The organism is Paraburkholderia hiiakae (genome assembly GCF_904848665.1).
Classification (GTDB): Bacteria; Pseudomonadota; Gammaproteobacteria; order Burkholderiales; family Burkholderiaceae; genus Paraburkholderia; species Paraburkholderia hiiakae.
This window is the reverse complement of the sequence record NZ_CAJHCQ010000001.1, coordinates 96,321-116,352: the sequence shown is the minus strand read 5'-3', so window position 1 is coordinate 116,352 and position 20,032 is coordinate 96,321. Positions and strand designations below refer to the sequence as shown.

The 20,032-nt window shown below is 66.8% G+C and carries 13 protein-coding genes; 6 read left to right on the top strand and 7 right to left on the bottom strand.

The window, feature by feature from the left end; genetic code table 11:
• Positions 1 to 65: 65 nt before the first annotated feature.
• From JMY28_RS00530 to JMY28_RS00520, 3 genes are all read right to left on the bottom strand, one after another.
• Positions 66 to 1,373 carry a polyhydroxyalkanoate depolymerase gene (locus JMY28_RS00530; RefSeq protein WP_201693600.1) on the bottom strand — a complete coding sequence of 436 codons (1,308 nt, stop codon included), beginning with the start codon at positions 1,371 to 1,373 and terminating at the stop codon, positions 66 to 68.
• A gap of 306 nt (positions 1,374 to 1,679) precedes the next feature.
• Positions 1,680 to 3,554 (bottom strand): glycoside hydrolase family 15 protein, encoded by a 1,875-nt coding sequence (locus tag JMY28_RS00525; RefSeq protein WP_201693599.1) that lies wholly within the window; start codon positions 3,552 to 3,554, stop codon positions 1,680 to 1,682.
• Positions 3,555 to 3,721: 167 nt separating this feature from the next.
• Positions 3,722 to 3,871: a DUF3096 domain-containing protein gene (locus JMY28_RS00520; RefSeq protein ID WP_201693598.1), complete on the bottom strand. Its 150-nt coding sequence runs from the start codon at positions 3,869 to 3,871 to the stop codon at positions 3,722 to 3,724.
• Positions 3,872 to 4,086: 215 nt separating this feature from the next.
• Here JMY28_RS00520 and JMY28_RS00515 point away from each other — a divergent pair, with 215 nt between their 5' ends.
• A complete protein-coding gene (locus tag JMY28_RS00515; RefSeq protein WP_456238745.1) occupies positions 4,087 to 5,370 on the top strand; it encodes a lactonase family protein in 1,284 nt (427 codons plus the stop codon).
• A gap of 52 nt (positions 5,371 to 5,422) precedes the next feature.
• On the opposite strand, the gene JMY28_RS39415 is transcribed toward JMY28_RS00515, so the two are convergent.
• Together JMY28_RS39415 and JMY28_RS00505 are read right to left on the bottom strand one after the other, a co-directional pair.
• On the bottom strand, positions 5,423 to 9,811 hold the full coding sequence (locus JMY28_RS39415; RefSeq protein WP_201693596.1) for a DNA translocase FtsK: 4,389 nt from the start codon (positions 9,809 to 9,811) through the stop codon (positions 5,423 to 5,425).
• Between the two features lie 211 nt (positions 9,812 to 10,022).
• Complete coding sequence (locus tag JMY28_RS00505) at positions 10,023 to 10,706, bottom strand: META domain-containing protein (protein ID WP_201693595.1); 684 nt, start codon at positions 10,704 to 10,706, stop codon at positions 10,023 to 10,025.
• A gap of 190 nt (positions 10,707 to 10,896) precedes the next feature.
• Here JMY28_RS00505 and purT point away from each other — a divergent pair, with 190 nt between their 5' ends.
• From purT to JMY28_RS00480, 5 genes are all read left to right on the top strand, one after another.
• Complete coding sequence (gene purT / locus JMY28_RS00500; RefSeq protein WP_201693594.1) at positions 10,897 to 12,120, top strand: formate-dependent phosphoribosylglycinamide formyltransferase; 1,224 nt, start codon at positions 10,897 to 10,899, stop codon at positions 12,118 to 12,120.
• Positions 12,121 to 12,253: 133 nt separating this feature from the next.
• On the top strand, positions 12,254 to 12,661 hold the full coding sequence (locus JMY28_RS00495) for an MliC family protein (RefSeq protein WP_201693593.1): 408 nt from the start codon (positions 12,254 to 12,256) through the stop codon (positions 12,659 to 12,661).
• A 115-nt stretch (positions 12,662 to 12,776) separates the two neighbouring features.
• On the top strand, positions 12,777 to 14,423 hold the full coding sequence (locus JMY28_RS00490) for an acetolactate synthase large subunit (RefSeq protein ID WP_201693592.1): 1,647 nt from the start codon (positions 12,777 to 12,779) through the stop codon (positions 14,421 to 14,423).
• A 24-nt stretch (positions 14,424 to 14,447) separates the two neighbouring features.
• Entirely contained in the window at positions 14,448 to 15,884 is a 1,437-nt protein-coding gene (locus tag JMY28_RS00485) for an aldehyde dehydrogenase family protein (RefSeq protein ID WP_201693591.1), read from the top strand.
• Positions 15,885 to 16,431: 547 nt separating this feature from the next.
• Positions 16,432 to 17,919 (top strand): DEAD/DEAH box helicase, encoded by a 1,488-nt coding sequence (locus JMY28_RS00480; RefSeq protein WP_201693590.1) that lies wholly within the window; start codon positions 16,432 to 16,434, stop codon positions 17,917 to 17,919.
• 69 nt (positions 17,920 to 17,988) lie between these two features.
• On the opposite strand, the gene gluQRS is transcribed toward JMY28_RS00480, so the two are convergent.
• Both gluQRS and JMY28_RS00470 read right to left on the bottom strand, forming a co-directional pair.
• Positions 17,989 to 18,993 (bottom strand): tRNA glutamyl-Q(34) synthetase GluQRS, encoded by a 1,005-nt coding sequence (gluQRS, locus tag JMY28_RS00475; RefSeq protein ID WP_201693589.1) that lies wholly within the window; start codon positions 18,991 to 18,993, stop codon positions 17,989 to 17,991.
• On the bottom strand, positions 18,962 to 19,849 hold the full coding sequence (locus JMY28_RS00470; RefSeq protein ID WP_201693588.1) for a sulfurtransferase: 888 nt from the start codon (positions 19,847 to 19,849) through the stop codon (positions 18,962 to 18,964). Before JMY28_RS00470 ends, gluQRS begins: the two co-directional genes overlap by 32 nt.
• Positions 19,850 to 20,032: the final 183 nt, after the last annotated feature.

Here is a 20,032-nt window from a genome sequence, read left to right as displayed (position 1 = left end):
GGGACGGCGCGCGGATTGTGCTGCTGGCGTGTGCTGCGTGCGCTCGAGTGGAGCGCGAGCCTTGGTCAGGCGACAGCGCCCTGTGCGGAGCGGCCGCGGGCAGGTGATTCTTTGCCCGTGTGGCCGGCGGCCTGCTGGTGCTGACGGATGAAGTCGCGCAGTTGCGGATAGATGATCGTGCGCCAGCGGCGGCCCGAGAAGATGCCGTAGTGGCCGCACTTCTCGGCAGTCAGATGATGCTTGTCCGCCTCGGGAATGCCTGTGCACAGGTCGTGCGCGGCGCGCGTCTGGCCCGCGCCCGAAATGTCGTCGAGCTCGCCTTCGATCGTGAAGAGCGCCGTGTCGCGAATGTCCTGCGGGCGCACGCGTTCGCCGGCCACGTCCCACGTGCCTTCAGCGAGACTGAAATCCTGGAACACGGTGCGGATGGTATCGAGGTAATACTCGGCGGCCATGTCGAGCACCGCGTTGTATTCGTCGTAGAACTGGCGATGTGCTTCGGCGTCCTCTTCGTCGCCGCGCAGCAGGCTCTTGTAGAAGTCCCAATGCGCCGTGGTGTGACGGCCCGGATTCATCGCGACGAAACCCGCGTGCTGCAGGAAGCCCGGATACACCTCGCGCCCCTCGCCCGGATAATTCGCCGGCACCGTATGGATCACATTGTTCGCAAACCAGTCGAGCGAGTGCTCGGTCGCGAGCGAGTTGACGGCGGTGGGGCTGCGGCGCGCGTCGATCGGGCCGCCCATCATCGTCATCGTGAGCGGGGTGTCTTCGCCGCGGCTCGCCAGGAGCGAGATGGCCGCGAGCACGGGCACTGTCGGCTGGCAAACGGACAGCACATGCAGATTCTTCGCGCCGATATGGCGGATGAATTCCTGGATATACGCAACGTAGTCGTCGAGATGGAACGCACCGGCTTCGAGCGGAACCATGCGCGCGTCGACCCAGTCGGTGATGTACACCTTGTGGTCCTGCAGCAGCGTGCGCACGGTGTCGCGCAGGAGCGTGGCGTGGTGGCCCGAGAGCGGCGCGCACACGAGCACGGCAGGCTCGTCCTTGAGCGCCGCCACGGCCGCGGTGTCGTCGGCGTAACGCTTGAAGCGCAGCAGGCGGCAGAACGGCTTTTCGATGATGGTCTGTTCGACGATCGGAATGTTGAAGCCGTCCTTCACGATCTGGCGAAGGTTGAACTCGGGCTTCTCGTAGTCCTTGCCCAGGCGATAGAGCAGTTCGTAGCCTGCGGCGAAGCGCGTCGCGCCCGGCACAAGTGAAAACGGGCTCGTCGGATTCGAGAACGATTTCGAGGCGGCCTGGGCCCAGGCGGTCAGCGGGCTGAGCAACGCGCGCTGGAATTCACGGATTTGATAGAGCATGGGCGCTCCGGCATCTTCAAGGAGCGGTTCGCACCCGGGTCGCGCGCGGTTCAGGCGCGGAGCAGATGCGGGCCGGCAAGGTTGGTCGGTCAGTCTGGTAGTTTATCGGCCGCCGCCCGGAGGGCTTTAGCGCGGGCAGACCCGCATGCGTTTCGCAGCGGTTGGCTGCAAGCGCGCTGCAAGGCGGCACACACGTTTCGCCCCGTTGCCAGGCGGCGCGGACGGTACGGCTTCGCCCGGCTGTTGTGCAACGCAGCATGCGTAGTGTACCCCAGCTCGCGAAAACGTCCAGGCGCTTTCGAACATTCACGATGCGGATGCAACAGCCGGCTCGGGCGACGCACCGTCGACCGCCGGATGTCCCGTTTCCTTCGCCATTTCCTGTTCATGCCGCATAAGGTTCAGGCCGGTATGCACGAGCGCCACGTGCGAGAACGCCTGCGGGAAGTTGCCGACCAGACGCCCCGCAATGGGGTCATATTCCTCGGCGAGCAATCCCACGTCATTGGCGAGCGCGAGCAGGCGCTCGTACATGCGGCGTGCGTCGTCCATGCGGCCTTGCAGGGCCAGGTTGTCGACCATCCAGAAGCTGCACGCAAGGAAGGTGCCTTCCCCCGGCGGCAGTCCATCGTTGAATTCGGTGGTGCGATAGCGCATCACAAAGCCTTCACACATGAGATCGCGCTCGATCGCCGCGACGGTGCCCGCAATGCGCGGATCTGCCGCAGGCAGGAAGCCGACCAGCGGCATGAGCAGCAGGCTCGCGTCGAGATCGGTGCCGCCGTATATCTGCGTGAAGGAATTCAGATCCTTGTTGAAGCTGCGCTCGCAAATGGTCGCGTGGATCGTCGAGCGCAATTCGCGCCAGTGATCGAGCGGCCCGGGCAGGTCGAATTTTTCCGCCGATTTGATCGCGCGGTCGAAGGCGACCCACGCCATCACCTTCGAGAACGTGAAGTGCTGGCGGCCGCCGCGCGTTTCCCAGATGCCTTCGTCGGGCTTCGTCCAGATCGTTTCGAGGTGTTCGAGCATCGCGCACTGGATCGACCATGCGGTGTCGTCGGCCTGCAAGCCGCCCACGCGCGCGAGGTGCAACGCGTTCATCACTTCGCCGTACACGTCGAGCTGCAACTGGCCGACTGCGTTGTTGCCCACGCGTACGGGCTTCGCGCCTTCGTAGCCGGGCAGCCAGTCGAGTTCGAATTCGGGCAGGCGGCGCTCGCCGGCGAGCCCGTACATGATCTGCAGCTGTGAGGGCGAGCCCGCCATCACACGGCCCAGCCATGCGCGCCATGCGCGCGCCTCGTCGTAGTAGCCGCCGCGCATCATCGCAAGCAGCGTGATCGTCGCGTCGCGCAGCCAGCAGTAGCGGTAGTCCCAGTTGCGTGTGCCGCCCAACTGTTCGGGCAGCGACGTGGTGGGCGCGGCGACGATGCCGCCGGTGGGCTCGTAGGCCAGTGCCTTGAGCGTGATGAGCGAGCGGCGGATGGGTTCGGCCCAGCGACCTTCGACAGTGCTGCGCGAGGCCCATTCGGTCCAGAAGTTTTCCGTGCGTGCAAGCGCCGTGAAGGGGTCGCGCGGCGGCGGCAGACGCAAGTGCGAGGCCGCATAGGACAGCGAGAACGGCACGCGTTCGCCTTCTTTCACGTCGAACTGCGCGAGCGTGTGCATGTTTTCGCCCTCGAGGTCGACAGGCGTGCGCAGCACGACCGTGTCCGGGCCCACCGTCGCCTTGATGCCGCTCTCGTAGGTGAGACGGCTGACCCACGGCACCGAAAAGCCGTAGTCGAAGCGCAGCACGAGCCGGCTTTCCATGCGCACGGTGCCGCGCCGCCCCACGACGATACGCACGAGTTCGGACCAGCCGTTGCCGGGCGGCATGAAGTCGATCAGCGTCACCGCGCCTTCGGGCGTTTCGAAATCGGTTTCGAGGATCAGCGTGTCGCCGCGATAGCGGCGCGTGGTCTTGACCTCGACTCCGTTTTGGCCATTGCGGCCATCTTCGGGCTGCGCGGGCGCGATCAGCCAGCGGCCGTTCTCCTCGGTGCCGAGCAGGGCGGCGAAGCAGGCGCCGGAGTCGAAACGCGGCCAGCAGAGCCAGTCGATGGATCCGGCGCGGGAAACGAGCGCGGCCGTGTGGCCGTCGCCGATCAATGCGTAGTCTTCAATGGGGGCGGGCATAGTAAGCAGATTGACAGCGTTGCTCGAAAACGATAGCCGCTCGCCGCAGCATGCACGCACAAGAGTAGTGGCAGCGGGGCCGCCTGCGCAATGCGTTTTGCGCAGCAGCACGCGCAAATACTCATCTCGCCTGCGTCAACAAACGTTGGCGAGCGTGACCAGACGGGTCAAAGATGGCCGCCCACGCCGAAAATCCCGATGATCCCGATGATGATCAGATACAGCGCGACGATGTAATTGAGCAGGCGCGGTACGGCAAGAATCAGAATGCCTGCGATGAGCGCGACGAGCGGCCCGATGGCGACGTGAATGTTCATGACGGCTCCCTGGTTGCGGCTGGTTTCGATCCTGTGCGTTGAACCCTTTATTGCTTCGATTTTTCGTGCTTTTTCTTGCCTGCACTCGTCGCTGCGCGCTTGCGGGGCGGGCGCTCGCGACCTCTCTTATACTGGGCCGGTGTCCCATGTATCAGACGAAAGCGAGACGAATCCGGGACCCGCTCCCCTGCATCGACAAGAAAAAGGAGGTCGACATGTTCCTTCGCCGTGCCGTCGCAAACGTCGTGCCCGCGCCCTCCCGCTCATCGACTATCCGTGCGCGCCGGACTGCGCGCGGACCCGCGCATCTCCTTACCCAGCTCATCAAAGGTGTTGTCATCATGGCTTCCGTCGCCGCGACGCATGCGTTCGCGCAATCCGCTTCCACGACCGCGCCCGCGGGCGGTGTCTACAACCTTATCGTCGGCACTTATACGGGCGGCAAGAGCGAGGGCCTCTACGTCTATCACTTCGATACGAGCACTGGCGACATGCAGGCGGTCAGCGTGGCGAAGACGGTGAATCCGTCGTTTCTCGTGGTGAGCAAGGACAACCGCTTCGTCTACGCCGTGAACGAGCTGCCCGGCGACAATGGTCCCGCCAGCCTGCGCGGTGACGTGAGCGCGTTCGGCTTCGACGCCGCAAGCGGGCAGCTCACGTTCCTCAACAAGGTGTCGGCGCAGGGCAACGATCCGTGCTACCTGAGCCTCTCGCCGGATGGGCGCTATCTCTTCGTCGCGAACTACTCGGTCGCGGCCGACCCGGGCGGCAGCTTCGCAGTCCTGCCCGTGCAGCAGGATGGCAAGCTTGGCGAGTCCGTGCTGACCGTGCATCACGAGGGTGGTGGTCCCGTGAAGGGGCGTCAGGACAACGCGCACGTGCACTCGACGGTGTTTTCACCGGATGGGCGCTACCTCTTTACGCAGGATCTCGGCACCGACAAGCTCTGGACCTACCTCTACACGCCGGACGGCAGCCGCGGGCTCGTGAGTCCGACCGAGTGGCGTTATACCGATGTGAAGTCAGGCAGCGGTCCGCGTCACCTGGTCTTCGGCAATGACGGCCGTCACGCGTATCTCACGAGCGAGTTGGCCGCCACCGTGACGGTGTTCGCGTATCACGATGGCCACATGAAGCTGGAGCAGATCGAGAAGCTGGCGGAGCCAGGCTTCAAGGGAACGCAGGGCGCGGCGGCGCTGCATCTTTCGCCGGACGGCAAGTTCCTCTATGTCTCGAATCGCGGCGACGCCAACGACATCTCGATCTTCGCCGTCGATAGCGATAGCGGGAAGTTGACGCGCGTGGGGCGCCAGTCGAGCCTCGGCAAGTCGCCGCGCGAGTTCGCGATCGATCCGACCGGACAGTGGCTCATCGTCGGCAACCAGAACAGCGATACCGCCTACGTGTTCCGCCGCGATCAGCAGACCGGTTTGCTGGAGCCGAACCCGAAGCGCGTCGAGATCGGCTCGCCGGTCGATTTCAAGTTCGTCGCGCAGTAACGTGCGCAGCCGTGTGTTGAGTTGAAAAAAGAAGGCGCGAGGCGCGCCTTCTTCACTCGCCCTGGCCGCCGCCGGGCACGAGCACTTCGCGGCTGCCGTTGATGCCCATCGGCGAGACGAGCCCCGCCGCTTCCATTTGCTCGACCAGACGCGCGGCGCGGTTGTAGCCGATGCGCAGTTGCCGTTGCACCGACGAGATCGACGCGCGCCGCGTGCGCACGACGAAGGCCACGGCCTCGTCATAGAGCGGGTCGGCCTCGGCCTCGGGCGAGTCGCCGAAGAGGTCCTGCGGCGCGCCTTCGGAAGCCGGGCCCTCGAGAATGCCTTCGACGTACTCGGGCTCGCCGAACTGCTTCAGGTATTCCACCACGGCGTGCACTTCCTCGTCGGCGACGAACGCGCCGTGCACGCGCTGCGGGTAGCCCGTACCTGGCGGCAGGAACAGCATGTCGCCCTGGCCGAGCAGCGACTCCGCGCCCATCTGGTCGAGGATCGTGCGCGAGTCGATCTTCGACGACACCTGGAACGCCACGCGGGTCGGAATATTCGCCTTGATGAGACCGGTGATCACGTCCACCGAAGGACGCTGCGTCGCGAGGATCAGGTGGATGCCGGCGGCGCGCGCCTTTTGCGCGAGACGCGCGATCAGTTCTTCAATCTTCTTGCCCGCGACCATCATGAGGTCGGCGAGCTCGTCGATCACGACCACGATCATCGGCAGCGGCGAGAGCGGCTCGGGCGCTTCCGGCGTGAGCGAGAACGGGTTGCCGATCTTCTTCTCCTGCGCCTGGGCGTCGCGGATCTTCTGGTTGAAGCCTGCGAGATTGCGCACGCCCACCGCCGACATCAGCCGGTAGCGTTTCTCCATCTCGCCGACGCACCAGTTGAGCGCGTTGGCCGCGAGCTTCATGTCGGTGACGACCGGCGCGAGCAGATGCGGAATGCCTTCGTACACGGAAAGCTCGAGCATCTTCGGGTCGATCATGATGAGACGCACGTCCTCGGGCGTCGCCTTGTAGAGGAGCGAGAGGATCATCGCGTTGATCGCCACCGACTTGCCCGAACCGGTCGTGCCGGCCACGAGCATGTGCGGCGCCTTGGCGAGATCGGTGACGATCGGATGGCCGACGATGTCCTTGCCCATCGCGATCGTGAGCTTCGATTGCGAGCGATGGTACGGCGCCGATTCGAGGATCTCGGAGAGGCGGATCATCTGGCGGCGCGCGTTCGGCAATTCGAGGCCCATGCAGGTCTTGCCGGGAATCGTTTCGACCACGCGGATGGACGTGAGGCCGAGGCCGCGCGAGAGATCCTTCATGAGGCCGACGATCTGGCTGCCGCGCACGCCGAGCGCGGGTTCCACTTCGAAGCGCGTGATCACGGGGCCCGCCGACGCGCCGACCACGGTCACCGGGACCTTGAACTCCTGGAGGCGCTGCTCGATGAGCTGGCTCGTTTCGGCGAGCTTCTGCTCGGAGACGGGCTCGATCTCGGACGACGCGCGATCGAGTAGTTCGAGCCCCGGCAGTTCGACCGCCGATGCGCTGAGCGGCTCGAACACGAAGGACGTGGGCGCGTGGCCGCGCACGGCGGGGCGTTGGACTACAGGTTCGGGTGCTTCGACTGCTTCGGGCTCGGGCTCGAAGTCGGAGCTCGCGGCGCCGGGTTCGGTCGCGATGTCGGGGTAGGGCGGCACAATCGGCGTGGCAACCGGCGCTGCGGGATGCGAGGGGTTCGGCGTGAACGCGGCTTCGGCAGGTGCGGGGCGGCTTTCCGGCTGCGTTTGCGCGACCCACGGCGGCGTTGCTGCGGGTGCCGGCGCCGGCGCTTGCTGCACGGGGGGCAGGGGCGTCACGTCAATTGCCGGCAAGGTCTCATCCGCCGCGCTCGCAACCCCAAGCGCTTCGTCGACAGACGCGGGGTGCTCGTCGACGATACGCGCAGCAGGGGCGAAAGCCGCGCTCGCCTCTTGCTCTGCCGGCGACGAAGGCGCTGCGTCGAACGGCGTCGCGGGAGCTGCATGCGCGAGCGTAGGCGCGACATGTGCAGGCGTCGCGCGCGCCGAGGTTTCGAACGTGCTGCCGTAAGTGCCGTACGCGGATTCGTCGCGGGCCGCCGTCGACGCCGTATCGACGACGTCGGTGCGGGCGCTTACGTCAAGCGGTTGCTCGCTGTTGGGCGTTGCGTGACGCACAGGCGCCGCGGCGGCCTCGGGTTGTGCCTCGCGAGCGAAACGGGGGAAGTGCACGACGTTCGACGTGGCCGATGCGTCGTGCCCATCCTGCGATTCGACTGGAGCGGGTTGCATGGCTAGTGCGCTAGCTGCAACCGGTGTTTGCGTTGTCGCGGGCGCTGGTGCCGAAACGGGAGCAACGGTCACCGCAGGCGCGCTCGCCTGTTCCTGCGCCGTCGATGATGGGGTGAACGTGTAGAACGGCTCGGCGGCGTGACTCTCCGTGGGGGCGGCGGCCGACGGTTCGTCATCGAGCAGGATCCATGGCATGCCGTGATCCAGCGTTGGCCAGGACGATGGTGTTGCGGCTTCGCCCGCCGCGGCTTGCACGGGCTCGACACGCGTCGCCGCACGCAAGGCGCCTTGCGTGGCTTCGTCCCCATGCGTATGCGTCGGCTGCCGCGGCGTTGGCATGGCCGCGTCGTCGGCGCTGACCGACTTCGGCTCGGACGCTGCGGGGCTGTCAGTCTCGGCAGGGTAGGCAGCAGCATGAGCGGCGGGCGTCCAGACTGTCGACGCGTCGTGAGGTTGCGGCACGGCGTGCGCCTCCTCCAACGTTCGCACGCCCGGGCTTGGCGATACGTAGTCACCGTCCTGCTGCGTGAGCGGAGCGAACGTCGTTTCCAGCGACTCGCCCGAAGGCGTCACCGACACCGCCGTCGTCGACATGTCCGGCGAGGCACTCGGGAATTGCGCGTGCGTTTCCTCGTCGCCCGCGAGCGTGCCCGCTTCGTCGAGGGTGCGGCGTGCGAGGCTCGCGCCGGCGAGTGTCGTCCAGCGTGCGGCGTTCTCTTCGATCGAGCGCAACGTTTCGAGGACGCTCATCGACAGCGGCGCTTCCGCTTGCGACGCGCTGGTGGGCGCGGGGCGCGAGTAAGCGGGCGTAGGGGGTGTAGCGGGCGGCGTTTCGGCAAGTTGCGAGGTGAATGGCGCAGTGCGCGGCGCGGCCATAGGCGGGCGAGGGTTCACGCGCGCCGGCTGCCCCTGCCAGACGTACGGGCGCGGCGGCTTCGCGACGCGGGGCGGGGCGGCGGCCGCGGCGCGCGCTGCCGTGCTGCCCGCCGCGGGCGCCGGCGCCGCGCGGCGCGGCATGACTGGCTGCGCGAACGGCGATGTCAGCGGATCAAGCGGTGCCGGGGTCGAGCCGAACGCGGCACTGCGCGCGGCGGCGGGGGCGCCGGCTGCGAGCGGCGCACCGTGCACCGCAGTTGAAGCCGAAGCCGCGCGCGCACCCGCACCCGCCATCGCGGCGGCCATGGCTGGCCGGCCATGGCTCGGCTCAGCGCGCCACGGCGCATTGGGTTGCGCGGGCGCGCCATGCACGCCGGCCACATCTGGGACAGCGCTCACGCCACGCGCCGGCTGGCGGCGCGCGTCACCGAGCGGCGCGCCTTGCTGCAAAGGCGCGCGCGGGGGCTCCATCGGTGCTCGCGGCGCGGCCACAGGCGGCGTTTGCACCGGGGCACGCGTGCCGCGCAGCCAGTCGGCTGCCGCGGTCGGCTCGGTGCGCGCCCATGCCGCGGAGGGATCGGCGGGACCACGCAAGCCTGGTTCGGCACGCCACGACGCGCTATCCGCAAAAGCGTCCTGTGCTGCGGCAGCGCTCGACGCTGCGCCGAGTCCGGCGGCCATCGCGCCGGCTGTGCGCGAGTTATCGCGCGCCTCGCGCGCTTCTCGTGCAGGCGGGCGCCAGCTCGTCGGCCGCTTGCGTCGCGAGCCTTCACCTGGCATCGACGGGTTGACGGCGGCGACGCTATGGGCGGGAAGTCCATCTTCGGCCGCGGCGCGGCGGCTGCGGCGTTCGCGGCGCGGGCTCTCGTCGGTCTCGCGCGCGGCGCGGATGTTCAGGCCGAGCCCGAGCGAGATGTCGGCCCAGGCGAGGAATTCGCGCCAATGGAAGTCGAGCAGCCACGGCAAGCTCACGAGGAGGAGCGCCGTCATGGCGAGCGGCGCGGCCACGTGGCCGATGAGCTTGGCCGTTGCGCCCGAAAGCGCATGTCCGAGCGCGTCGAAACCGGCGATGTCGATAAGCGTCGCTTCGAGCGCGCAACTCGCCACGAGCACGCCAACGAAGCCGAGCCAGAGCCGGATCGTGCCCGGGCCGCGCAGGCCCGCGCCGCCGGGCAGCACGGACTTGACGAGACGCCAGATCAGAGGGATGAACCAGACGGCCGAAACGCCGAACCAGCCAGGAACTACCGTGTGCATGCCAAGGATTTACGTAGAGAAGGTGTGCGACGTGTGGAGTGTAACCGCTCGGCCCGTGCGCGCCGCCATCCACCTGAAGGCAGTGTTGCGCCCGGCCCGACGGGCATTGCGCGCCCGACACGCCAAAGACCCTGCGCGCGTCGCTTTGGTTCGCGCGCAACAAAAAAAGAGCCGCGCCGGGCAAGGGCGCGGCGATTCACGCGGGCAGCGTTCACTGCGCCGGTTTGGTGTCGGAGGCAGCGCTGGGCGCAACGCCAGGCAAGGGCGCGGCACCTTGCTCGGCGAACGTCAGGCGGTCGCCGTTTTCGAGCACGAGAAAGAGCGATTGCGGAGGGCGCATCTGCACGCCCGAGCGCGCGATATGCGAGAGCGCTTCCAGATAGGCGCCCTCGATGTCGCCGCCCGCGCCGATGCACGCCATGCGCGTGCCGCCGAGCTGGCTGAACGAGAGCAGGCCGTTCTTCAGCGTATAGGCGCCGAAATAGCGGTTGCAGCCCGAGAAGCCGCTTGCGCGGCGTTGGCCGCTCTCGGTCGAGAGGTCGAGCGTGATGGGGCGAGCGTCGGGGTTTTCGGTGTTGCCGGCGTCAGCGTTCGGACCCGGCACCGCGCGCAGCGTGCCGTCGGCGCGCTTCCACTCCGTGAGCTGCCAGTGCGTGTTGTCGAGCAGCTGGGTCGTGGCGGGGTTGAACGGATCGGGCAGCGGCGCGGAGGCGTCGGTGTGCACCGGCAGCTTGCACGCGCACACCAGCAGGGCTGCAGCGAGCATCGCCGAGCGCGAGACCAGCTTGCGCGCGAATACGCCTTGGGCCGGGCGCAGGCGCTGGCGCAAATTCACGCGCGGACTGTGGCTCGGCGTTTGGCTCGGCGTCTGGCTCGACGTCTGGCTGATAGGCATCGCATCGTTCCTCGTAATCGGCGAAGGCGTAAGCGTAACGCACCGCGCTGCAGCATGCGAGCGCAAACGTGCGCGCAAGACGCTTGAACAGGGCGGCCGCCGGCGGTCCAAAGCGCCTCGCCGCGGCAATGCCGCGTGTTAACATCGGCGCTCTTACGCATTTGCGCCATACCGTCATTCTGGAGACATCATGCAGACCCGCCCCCGCATCGGCACGCCGCTTTCCGCATCCGCCACCCGTGTCATGCTGCTCGGCGCGGGCGAGCTTGGCAAGGAAGTGATTATCGCGCTGCAGCGTCTTGGTGTTGAGGTGATCGCCGTCGATCGCTACGAAAACGCGCCCGGCCATCAGGTCGCGCATCGCGCGCACGTGATCGACATGGCCGATCCCAAGGCGCTGCGCGCGCTCATCGACGCCGAGCGCCCGCATCTCGTCGTGCCCGAAATCGAAGCGATCGCCACCGACGCACTCGCCGCCGTCGAAGCCGAGGGTGTCGCCGAGGTGATCCCCACCGCGCGCGCCGCGCAACTCACGATGAACCGCGAGGGCATCCGGCGCCTCGCCGCCGAGGAACTCGGCCTTGCCACCTCGCCGTACGCGTTTGCCGATTCGCTCGACGAGCTGAAGGCCGGCGTCGCCAAGGTCGGTTACCCGTGCGTGGTGAAGCCGGTGATGTCCTCGTCGGGTAAGGGGCAGTCGGTTGTGCGAAGCGACGCCGACGTCGAGCGCGCCTGGGAATATGCGCTGGCGGGCGGCCGCGTGAATCGCGGGCGCGTGATCGTCGAGGGCTTCATCAACTTCGACTATGAAATCACGCAGCTCACCGTGCGCGCCATCGACCCGGCCAGCGGCCAGGTGCAAACCTATTTCTGCGATCCGATCGGCCACCTCCAGGTGGACGGCGATTACGTCGAATCGTGGCAGCCGCAGCCGATGAGCGCGAAGGCGCTCGAGCGCTCGCGCGAGATCTCGCACAAGGTGACCGAGGCGCTGGGCGGCCGGGGCCTCTTCGGCGTGGAGCTGTTCGTGCGCGGCGACGAGGTGTGGTTCTCGGAAGTGAGCCCGCGTCCCCACGACACGGGACTCGTCACGCTCGCCTCGCAGCGCTTCTCTGAGTTCGAGCTGCATGCGCGCGCGATTCTCGGTCTGCCAGTCGATACGACGGCGCGCGGTCCGGGCGCGTCGGCGGTGATCTACGGCGGCATGGACGCGCGCGGCATCGCATTCGAGGGCGTAGCCGAGGCGCTGGCCGTGCCGGGTGCGGACCTGCGTCTCTTCGGCAAGCCCGAGAGCTTCGTGAAGCGCCGCATGGGCGTCGCGCTCGCGACAGGCTCCGACACCGACGAGGCCCGCTCGCGCGCCCGCGAAGCGGCCGCGGCGGTGCGTCCGGTGCCGGGCGACGCCGCGCAGTAAGCGTGCGGCCGGCAAGCTGCGTGGGGCGCGCGCAAGGCGACCGTCGCGCGTGCCGGTTATCGTGTGAGCCAATCCTTCGCGCGTATGCCCTGCGGCATGCGGCGCGGGGGCAACGCAACACACGGAGAACACCATGATCGATGGTCGAAGCGGCGCAATCCGCTCAATCCCGCGCGGCGGCGCGCTCGCGCTAACAGCGTGCGGTCTCGCGGCCGCGCTGCACCTTAATGCGGCGAACGCGGCCCCGCTCGAAGTGCGCGACATCCAGGTGCAATCGCGCCACACGTTCAGCTACACCTGCGCAAACAGCAAAACCTTCAAGGTCACCTATCTCAACGCGGCCAACGGCCAGAGCTTCGCACTCGTGCCCGTGGAAGGCCGCAAGCTCCTTTTCGTCGGCGTGATCGCCGCTTCGGGCGTAAGGTACGTAGCCGAGCGCTACACGTGGTGGACCAAGGGTCCCGGCGCGGATCTCTACGATGTCACGTCCGACGCGAGTCCAAAGCCGGTGCTCTCGGGCTGCGCGACGATCATGCGCTAACACCGGACGCACGCTTCCCGACACATTCCGCCTTGCGGGAGTAACCTGTCGGCCTGTTCGCGAAGGCCGGCTGCCGCCCGCGCCGCCGGCCACGCGCTTGCCAACGAGGTGGTCGATGAAAGCATCGGATCTGTTCGTGAAGGCGCTGGAAGCCGAAGGCGTCGATTATGTGTTCGGTATTCCGGGGGAAGAGAACCTCGATCTGCTCGAATCGCTGCGGCGCTCGAAGATTCGTCTGATCGTCACGCGCCACGAGCAGGCCGCGGGCTTCATGGCCGCCACTTACGGACGGCTGACGGGCAGAACCGGCGTGTGCCTCGCCACGCTCGGGCCCGGCGCCACCAACTTCGTGACCGCCGCCGCCTACGCGCAGCTGGGCGGCATGCCCATGCTGATGGTCACGGGCCAGAAGCCCATCAAGTCGAGCAAGCAGGGCCACTTCCAGATCGTGGACGTGGTGCGCATGATGGAGCCGCTCACCAAGTACGCGCGGCAGATCGTCTCCATCGGCAATATTCCCGCGCTCGTGCGCGAGGCGTTTCGCCAGGCCGAGCAGGAGCGTCCCGGCGCCGTTCATCTCGAACTGCCCGAAGACGTGGCCGACGAAGAGGGCGACGGCAAGCCCATTCCCAAGAGCTTCAGCCGCCGGCCCGTGGCCGAGGAAAAGGCCGTGAGCCACGCGGTCGGGGCGATCTGCAAGGCGCGCCATCCGCTTCTCATGATCGGCGCGGGCGGCAATCGCAAGACCACGCGCAATGTGTTGCGCGAGTTCGTCGACGAAACCGGCATACCGTTCTTCACCACGCAGATGGGCAAGGGCGTGATCGACGAATCGCATCCGCTCTGGCTCGGCAATGCCACGCTCTCGGACGGCGACTTCGTGCACCGGGCGATCGAGCACGCCGACTGCATCATCAACGTCGGCCACGACGTGATCGAAAAGCCGCCGTTTTTCATGCGCAGCGCGGAAGAGAAGACCGTCATCCACGTGAATTTTCTCGGCGCGGAAGTCGACCCTGTGTATTTCCCGCAGATCGAGGTGGTGGGCGATATCGCCAACGCCGTCTGGCAACTCAAGGAAAGCCTCAAGCCGCGCGAGCACGCGTGGGACTTTGTCCGCTTCGAGGAAATCAAGCGCCATTTCGAGGCGCATCTTGCCCGCGGGCAGCACGACGAGCGCTTTCCCATGTACCCGGTGCGGCTCGTGCACGACGTGTACGGCGCGATGCCCGACGACGGCATCCTCTGCCTCGACAACGGCATGTACAAGATCTGGTTCGCGCGCTACTACCGCGCGCGTGAGCCCAATTCGATCCTGCTCGACAACGCGCTCGCCTCGATGGGCGCGGGACTGCCCTCGGCCATCGCCACGAAGATCGTGCACCCGCAGCGCAAGGTGGTGGCCGTGTGCGGCGATGGCGGTTTCATGATGAATTCGCAGGAGCTGGAAACGGCGGTGCGCCTGAAGCTCGATCTCGTCGTGCTGCTGCTGCGCGACGACGCGTTCGGCATGATCCGCTGGAAGCAGGAAAACATGAATTTCCCCGACTACGGCATGACGCTGCAGAACCCCGATTTCGTCGACTATGCGCAGAGCTACGGCGCGCATGGCCACCGCGTGGGCTCGGCGGACGAATTCAAGCCGCTCGTCGAGCAGTGTCTCGCGCAACCCGGCGTGCATGTGATCGACGTGCCCATCGATTATTCGGACAACGAGCGCGTGCTCAATCGCGACATCAAGCGCCTGAGCGCGCAGCTTTGACGCTGCACTTACGGAGAACCCGTCATGCTCAAATCGACCTATCCGTACTACCTGGCCAACGAGGCCGTCGCCGCCAACACCGACCTCGAAGTCACCGACAAATACAGCGGCGAAGTCGCCACGCGCGTCGCGCTCGCCGACGCGAAAGCGATCGACAAAGCCATCGCCGCGGCCGAAGCCGCCATGCCCGCCATGCGCGCGTTCCCGCCGTACAATCGCCAGGCCGTGATCGATCATTGCGTGGCGCGTTTTCGCGAGCGCTTCGACGAGCTGGCGATGGCGCTGTGCATCGAGGCGGGCAAGCCGATCAACGATTCGCGCGGCGAGGCCACGCGCCTGATCGACACGTTCCGCGTGGCCGCCGAAGAGAGCGTGCGCATCGACGGCGAGATCGTGAATCTCGAGATTTCGGCGCGCGCGAAGGGCTATCACGGCTATGTGAAACGCGTGCCGATCGGGCCGTGCTCGTTCATCTCGCCGTTCAACTTCCCGCTCAATCTGGCTGCGCACAAGGTCGCGCCGGCGCTCGCCGCCGGCGTGCCGTTCGTGTTGAAGCCCGCGAGCCGCACGCCCGTGGGCGCGCTCATCATGGGCGAGGTGCTGGCGGAAACCGATCTGCCCAAGGGCGCGTTCTCGATCCTGCCCGCGCACCGCGACGGCGCCGACCTCTTCACGACCGACGAGCGCTTCAAGCTGCTCTCGTTCACGGGCTCGCCGGCGGTGGGCTGGGACCTCAAGAAGAAGGCCGGGAAGAAGAAGGTGGTGCTGGAGCTGGGCGGTAACGCGGCGGCCATCGTCGACGCCGATCAGGGCGGCAAGCTCGATTACGTCGTCGAGCGCCTGGCGTTCGGCGCGTACTACCAGTCGGGGCAGAGCTGCATCGGCGTGCAGCGCATTCTCGTGCATGCGTCGATTTACGACGCGCTGCGCGAGAAGCTCATCGCCAAGGTCAAGACGCTCAAGATGGGCGACCCGAAGGACGAGAAAACCTTCGTCGGGCCGATGATCTCCGAGTCCGAGTCGAAGCGCCTCGCGGGCTGGATGGAGAGCGCGGTGCTCGCGGGCGCGAAGATCGTCGCGGGCGGCAAGGTGGACGGCGCGATGTTCGAGGCCACGCTGCTCGAAGACGTGCGCCGCGACACCGACCTCTACCGCAAGGAGGCGTTCGGACCGGTCGCGATCCTGGAGCGTTTCGACGACTTCGGCCGCGCACTCGACATTGTCAACGACAGCGATTTCGGCCTGCAGGCGGGCGTGTTTACCGACTCGCTCGCCAATGCGCACCGCGCGTGGGACGGCCTCGACGTAGGCGGCGTGGTGATCAACGACATTCCGTCATTTCGCGTCGATAACATGCCGTACGGCGGCGTGAAGGACTCCGGGCTCGGGCGCGAGGGCGTGCGCTACGCGATCGAGGACATGACCGAACTGCGGCTGATGGTGATGCGCGAGACGTGGTGAGCAGCGGGGGCTGGCAAAAAAGGGTGCGATGCTTCGTCGCATGGCGCACGAGGCTTTCTCGTGCGCTGCGTTGCAGAACGCATGGCCTGCTGCCATAGGGATTTATGCCAAGGTGCTACAATACGCGCCTTTCGGCCCTTTGCGCCTGCCGCAAAGGGCGCGCAGATCGCCGGCAGCAGGCCGCCCCAAGGCTTGCTGGATCGGCCTGAAAGCCGATCGAGCCGTTTTGACCAATCCGGTGCGCGCGCCGGTCGATAGACCAGGGCGGCGCCGGAACCATCTGGAATCGAGCGAGTCTGGCTGGGTTGAATCCGAGCGAGCGCGGCGATGGAGCCAGCGCCCCGTCCCCAGCAGATTCTCTCGTCGTCCACGGGCCATCCCGGGCCATCCGTTTGCCGGGAGGCCCTCGCGGGCGTACGTTCCGCTCGTCGCCGCAGGGTGCCTGATGTGTTGTTCGGCGCCTTTGCATCGACCTGCTATGCCCAGCAGTGACCTTTTGAGGCGCTTCCGCGCCTTGCGCGAATAGCGCCTTTATAGCGAAGCCACCATGTCCGACACAGCCGTCACGCCCAGCACTGCGAACTTTGACCAGTTTGGTCTGGCCCCCGAAATTCTCAGGGCCGTCAAGGAGCAGGGCTACACGACGCCCACGCCGATCCAGGCCGAGGCGATTCCCGTCGTGCTCACGGGCCGCGACGTGATGGGCGCCGCGCAAACCGGCACGGGCAAGACTGCGAGCTTCTCGCTGCCGATCCTGCAACGCCTCTTGCCGATGGCGAGCACGAGCGCTTCGCCCGCACGCCATCCGGTGCGCGCGCTGATTCTCACGCCGACGCGCGAACTGGCCGATCAGGTCGCGAACAACGTGCGCACCTACGCGCAGCACACGCCGCTGCGCAGCGCGGTGGTGTTCGGCGGCGTCGACATGAATCCGCAGTCCGACGAGCTGCGCCGCGGCGTGGAAATCCTGATCGCGACGCCTGGCCGCCTGCTCGACCATGTGCAGCAAAAGACCACGAACCTGGGTCAGGTGCAGATGCTCGTGCTCGACGAAGCCGACCGCATGCTCGACATGGGCTTCCTGCCCGACCTCCAACGCATCCTGAACCTGCTGCCGAAGGAGCGCCAGACGCTGCTCTTCTCGGCCACGTTCTCCGGCGAGATCAAGAAGCTTGCGGCGACTTATCTGCGCACGCCGCAGACCATCGAGGTGGCGCGCAGCAACTCCACGGCGACCAACGTCACCCAGGTCGTGTACGAAGTCGCCGAGGGCGACAAGACCGGCGCGGTCGTTCAGCTGATCCGCAACCGGGGTCTCAAACAGGTGATCGTGTTCTGTAACAGCAAGATCGGCGCGAGCCGCCTTGCCCGTCAGATCGAAAAGCAGGGCATCGTTGCGGCGGCGATTCACGGCGACCGCACGCAGAGCGAGCGCATGCAGGCGCTCGACGCCTTCAAGCGCGGCGAAATCGAAGCACTCGTGGCGACCGACGTGGCCGCGCGCGGCCTCGACATCGCCGAGCTGCCCGCCGTCATCAACTTCGACCTGCCTTTCAACGCCGAAGACTACGTGCACCGCATCGGCCGCACGGGCCGCGCAGGCGCCTCGGGTGACGCGCTTTCGCTGTGCAGCCCGAACGAGAAGAAGCAGCTCGCCGATATCGAGAAGCTCATCAAGCGTCCGCTGACCGTGGAGCGCCTTGTGGTCGACGTGCCGGTGCCGCATCACGAGGGCGGCGGACGCCGCCGCGAGCGCGACGGCCATGAAAGCCGCGAAGGGCGCGGTGAACGTGGCGAGCGTGGTGTGCACCGCCGTGCGGCGCCGTTCGAGCGAGCGCATCATCATCGTTCGCAGCCCATCGACGACTTTTTCCTGAAGCCCTACGAACCCTCGGCGAGCGCGCGCAGCAACGCTGAAGACAAGCCCGCAAACGCCGCACCGCAAAAGCAGCAGTCGAAGCAGCCGCTCGCGGCGCTGCTGGGCGGACTCGGGTCGTCGTGGCGCAATAAGCCGACGTCGTCTTCGTCGAACTGAGGTTGAGCGCGAAAAATTCGCGCAACGCAGAAAAACGGCATGTCGCTTCTGGCGGCATGCCGTTTTTGTTTATGTGGCTGGCAATTGCGCGAGCCGCCGCTTCCACGCCGCGATCGCGTCTAGCTGGAACGCCTCGAGCGTTGTGGGTGCGGGATCGTGCAACTCGAGACCCAGATGCCGCGCCGCGGCCATCAGTGCTTCCAGCGGGCGTGATGCATCGAGCGCTTGCGCGCCGGTCTGCTTCGAGAGCTTTTCCCCGTCCGCGTTTGTGACGACAGGCACGTGCAGGTACGCGGGCGTGGGCACGCCAAGACACTGCTGGAGCCAGATTTGCCGCGCCGTCGAGTCGAGCAGGTCCGCGCCGCGCACCACGTGCGTGATGCGTTGTTCGGCGTCGTCCACGACCACGGCGAGCTGATAGGCCCATTGGCCGTCCGCGCGCAGGAGCACGAAATCGCCGACTTCGGTCGCGAGATCCTGGTGCTGCAAGCCCTGCCAGCGATCGTCAAAGCGGATCAGCGCGGGATTGTCACGCGCGCCGGCAGTTTCGTCCGCAGTTTCGTCTGCAGTTTGGTCTGCAGTTTGGTCGTCAGGCACGCGCAGCCGCCACGCGCGCGCGGGCTTGCCGTGCAGGCCGTCGCGGCAGGTGCCAGGATAGATCAGCGTGGTGTTGCGCTGGTGCGCGCGCAATTGCGAATCGGCGATTTCCTTGCGCGTGCAGCCGCACGGGTAGACGTGGCCCGAGACGATCAGCCGGTCGAGCGCCGCGCGGTACAGATCGGTGCGGCGGCTCTGCCATTGCGGCGGCTCGTCGGCGTGAAAGCCGAAGGCCGCAAGCGTCGCGAGAATGTCCTCGGCTGCGCCCGGCACGGTGCGCGGGCCGTCGATGTCCTCCACACGCACGAGCCACGCGCCGCCATGCGCTCGCGCGTCGAGCCAGCTCGCGAGCGCCGAAACGAGCGAACCAAAGTGCAGCGGGCCAGTGGGCGAGGGCGCAAAGCGCCCGCGATACCCTTGCGGCGATGCGCTCACGCGCGCGGCTTTAAGCGGCAGCCTGGGCCGACGGCGCTGCATCCATTGCGCCCGCGCGCTCCGGATGGCACGCCGGGCAGCTCTTGCCCGTCACGTAGAGCGGCGAAGCCTGCTCTTGCGGCGTGACGATGGCGCGGCACGCGAAGCACTGCACGGTGTCCGTCGGTTCGAGCTGCGGATTGAGCGCGGTGCGCTGGTCGAACACGAAGCAGTCGCCGTTGTAGTGCGCGCCGCCCACTTCCTCGAAGTACTTGAGAATGCCGCCTTCGAGCTGATACACATGCTCGATGCCCACTTCCTTCATGTGGATGGCCGCCTTTTCGCAGCGAATGCCGCCCGTGCAGAACGACACGACCGTCTTGCCTTCGAGGTCGGCGCGGTTCGCGTCGATCACGCCGGGGAATTCGCTAAATTTGTCGATGCGGTAGTCGAGGGCCTTGTCGAACGTGCCGACATCGATTTCGAACGCGTTGCGCGTGTCGAGCATGACGACGGGGCGGCCATCGTCGTCGAAGCCGCGGTCGAGCCATTGCTTGAGCACGACCGGCGCCACGGAGGGCGCGCGGCCTTCTTCGGGGCGGATCGCCGGCTTCTTCATCGTGATGATCTCGCGCTTCAGGCGCACGAGCATACGGTTGAAGGGCCGCGTTTCGGAGACGCTTTCCTTGAACCGCAGCGTCGCGAACTTGCCCTCGAAGAGCGGGTCGTGGTTGATGTAGTCCATGAACGCGCGCACGTTGCCTTCATCGCCGGCGACGAACAGGTTGATGCCTTCCGGCGCGAGCAGGATCGTGCCCCGCAAATCGAGCGATTTGCAGCGCTCGAGCACGAGCGGGCGCCACTCGGCGGTCTTGTCGAGCGTGGCGAACTGGTAAGCGGAGAGATTGAGGATACGCATGGTGCAACGGGAAAGGCGCTATCAAAGCGCGTGAAACTGGAGCCGGGCGCGCGGGCTGACTCGCGTGCTGACTCGCGTGCTGCCTATTAACTGCCGGCCCCTTGAAAACGGGAATTGGGGCAGGGCGCGCGGCGGGCGCAATCCGCTATTATCCCTCAATCATGCCTCGCGCCGCCTGCGGCG

Coding starts and splice junctions, on each gene's coding strand:
- JMY28_RS00520 (WP_201693598.1), bottom strand. CDS start 3,871: ATGAACATTCACGTCGCCATCGGGCCGCTCGTCGCGCTCATCGCAGGC.
- JMY28_RS00530 (WP_201693600.1), bottom strand. CDS start 1,373: ATGCTCTATCAAATCCGTGAATTCCAGCGCGCGTTGCTCAGCCCGCTG.
- JMY28_RS00495 (WP_201693593.1), top strand. CDS start 12,254: ATGATCGATGGTCGAAGCGGCGCAATCCGCTCAATCCCGCGCGGCGGC.
- purT (WP_201693594.1), top strand. CDS start 10,897: ATGCAGACCCGCCCCCGCATCGGCACGCCGCTTTCCGCATCCGCCACC.
- JMY28_RS00490 (WP_201693592.1), top strand. CDS start 12,777: ATGAAAGCATCGGATCTGTTCGTGAAGGCGCTGGAAGCCGAAGGCGTC.
- JMY28_RS00470 (WP_201693588.1), bottom strand. CDS start 19,849: ATGCGTATCCTCAATCTCTCCGCTTACCAGTTCGCCACGCTCGACAAG.
- JMY28_RS00505 (WP_201693595.1), bottom strand. CDS start 10,706: ATGCCTATCAGCCAGACGTCGAGCCAGACGCCGAGCCAAACGCCGAGC.
- JMY28_RS00485 (WP_201693591.1), top strand. CDS start 14,448: ATGCTCAAATCGACCTATCCGTACTACCTGGCCAACGAGGCCGTCGCC.
- JMY28_RS00515 (WP_456238745.1), top strand. CDS start 4,087: ATGTTCCTTCGCCGTGCCGTCGCAAACGTCGTGCCCGCGCCCTCCCGC.
- JMY28_RS00525 (WP_201693599.1), bottom strand. CDS start 3,554: ATGCCCGCCCCCATTGAAGACTACGCATTGATCGGCGACGGCCACACG.
- JMY28_RS39415 (WP_201693596.1), bottom strand. CDS start 9,811: ATGCACACGGTAGTTCCTGGCTGGTTCGGCGTTTCGGCCGTCTGGTTC.
- gluQRS (WP_201693589.1), bottom strand. CDS start 18,993: ATGCAGCGCCGTCGGCCCAGGCTGCCGCTTAAAGCCGCGCGCGTGAGC.
- JMY28_RS00480 (WP_201693590.1), top strand. CDS start 16,432: ATGTCCGACACAGCCGTCACGCCCAGCACTGCGAACTTTGACCAGTTT.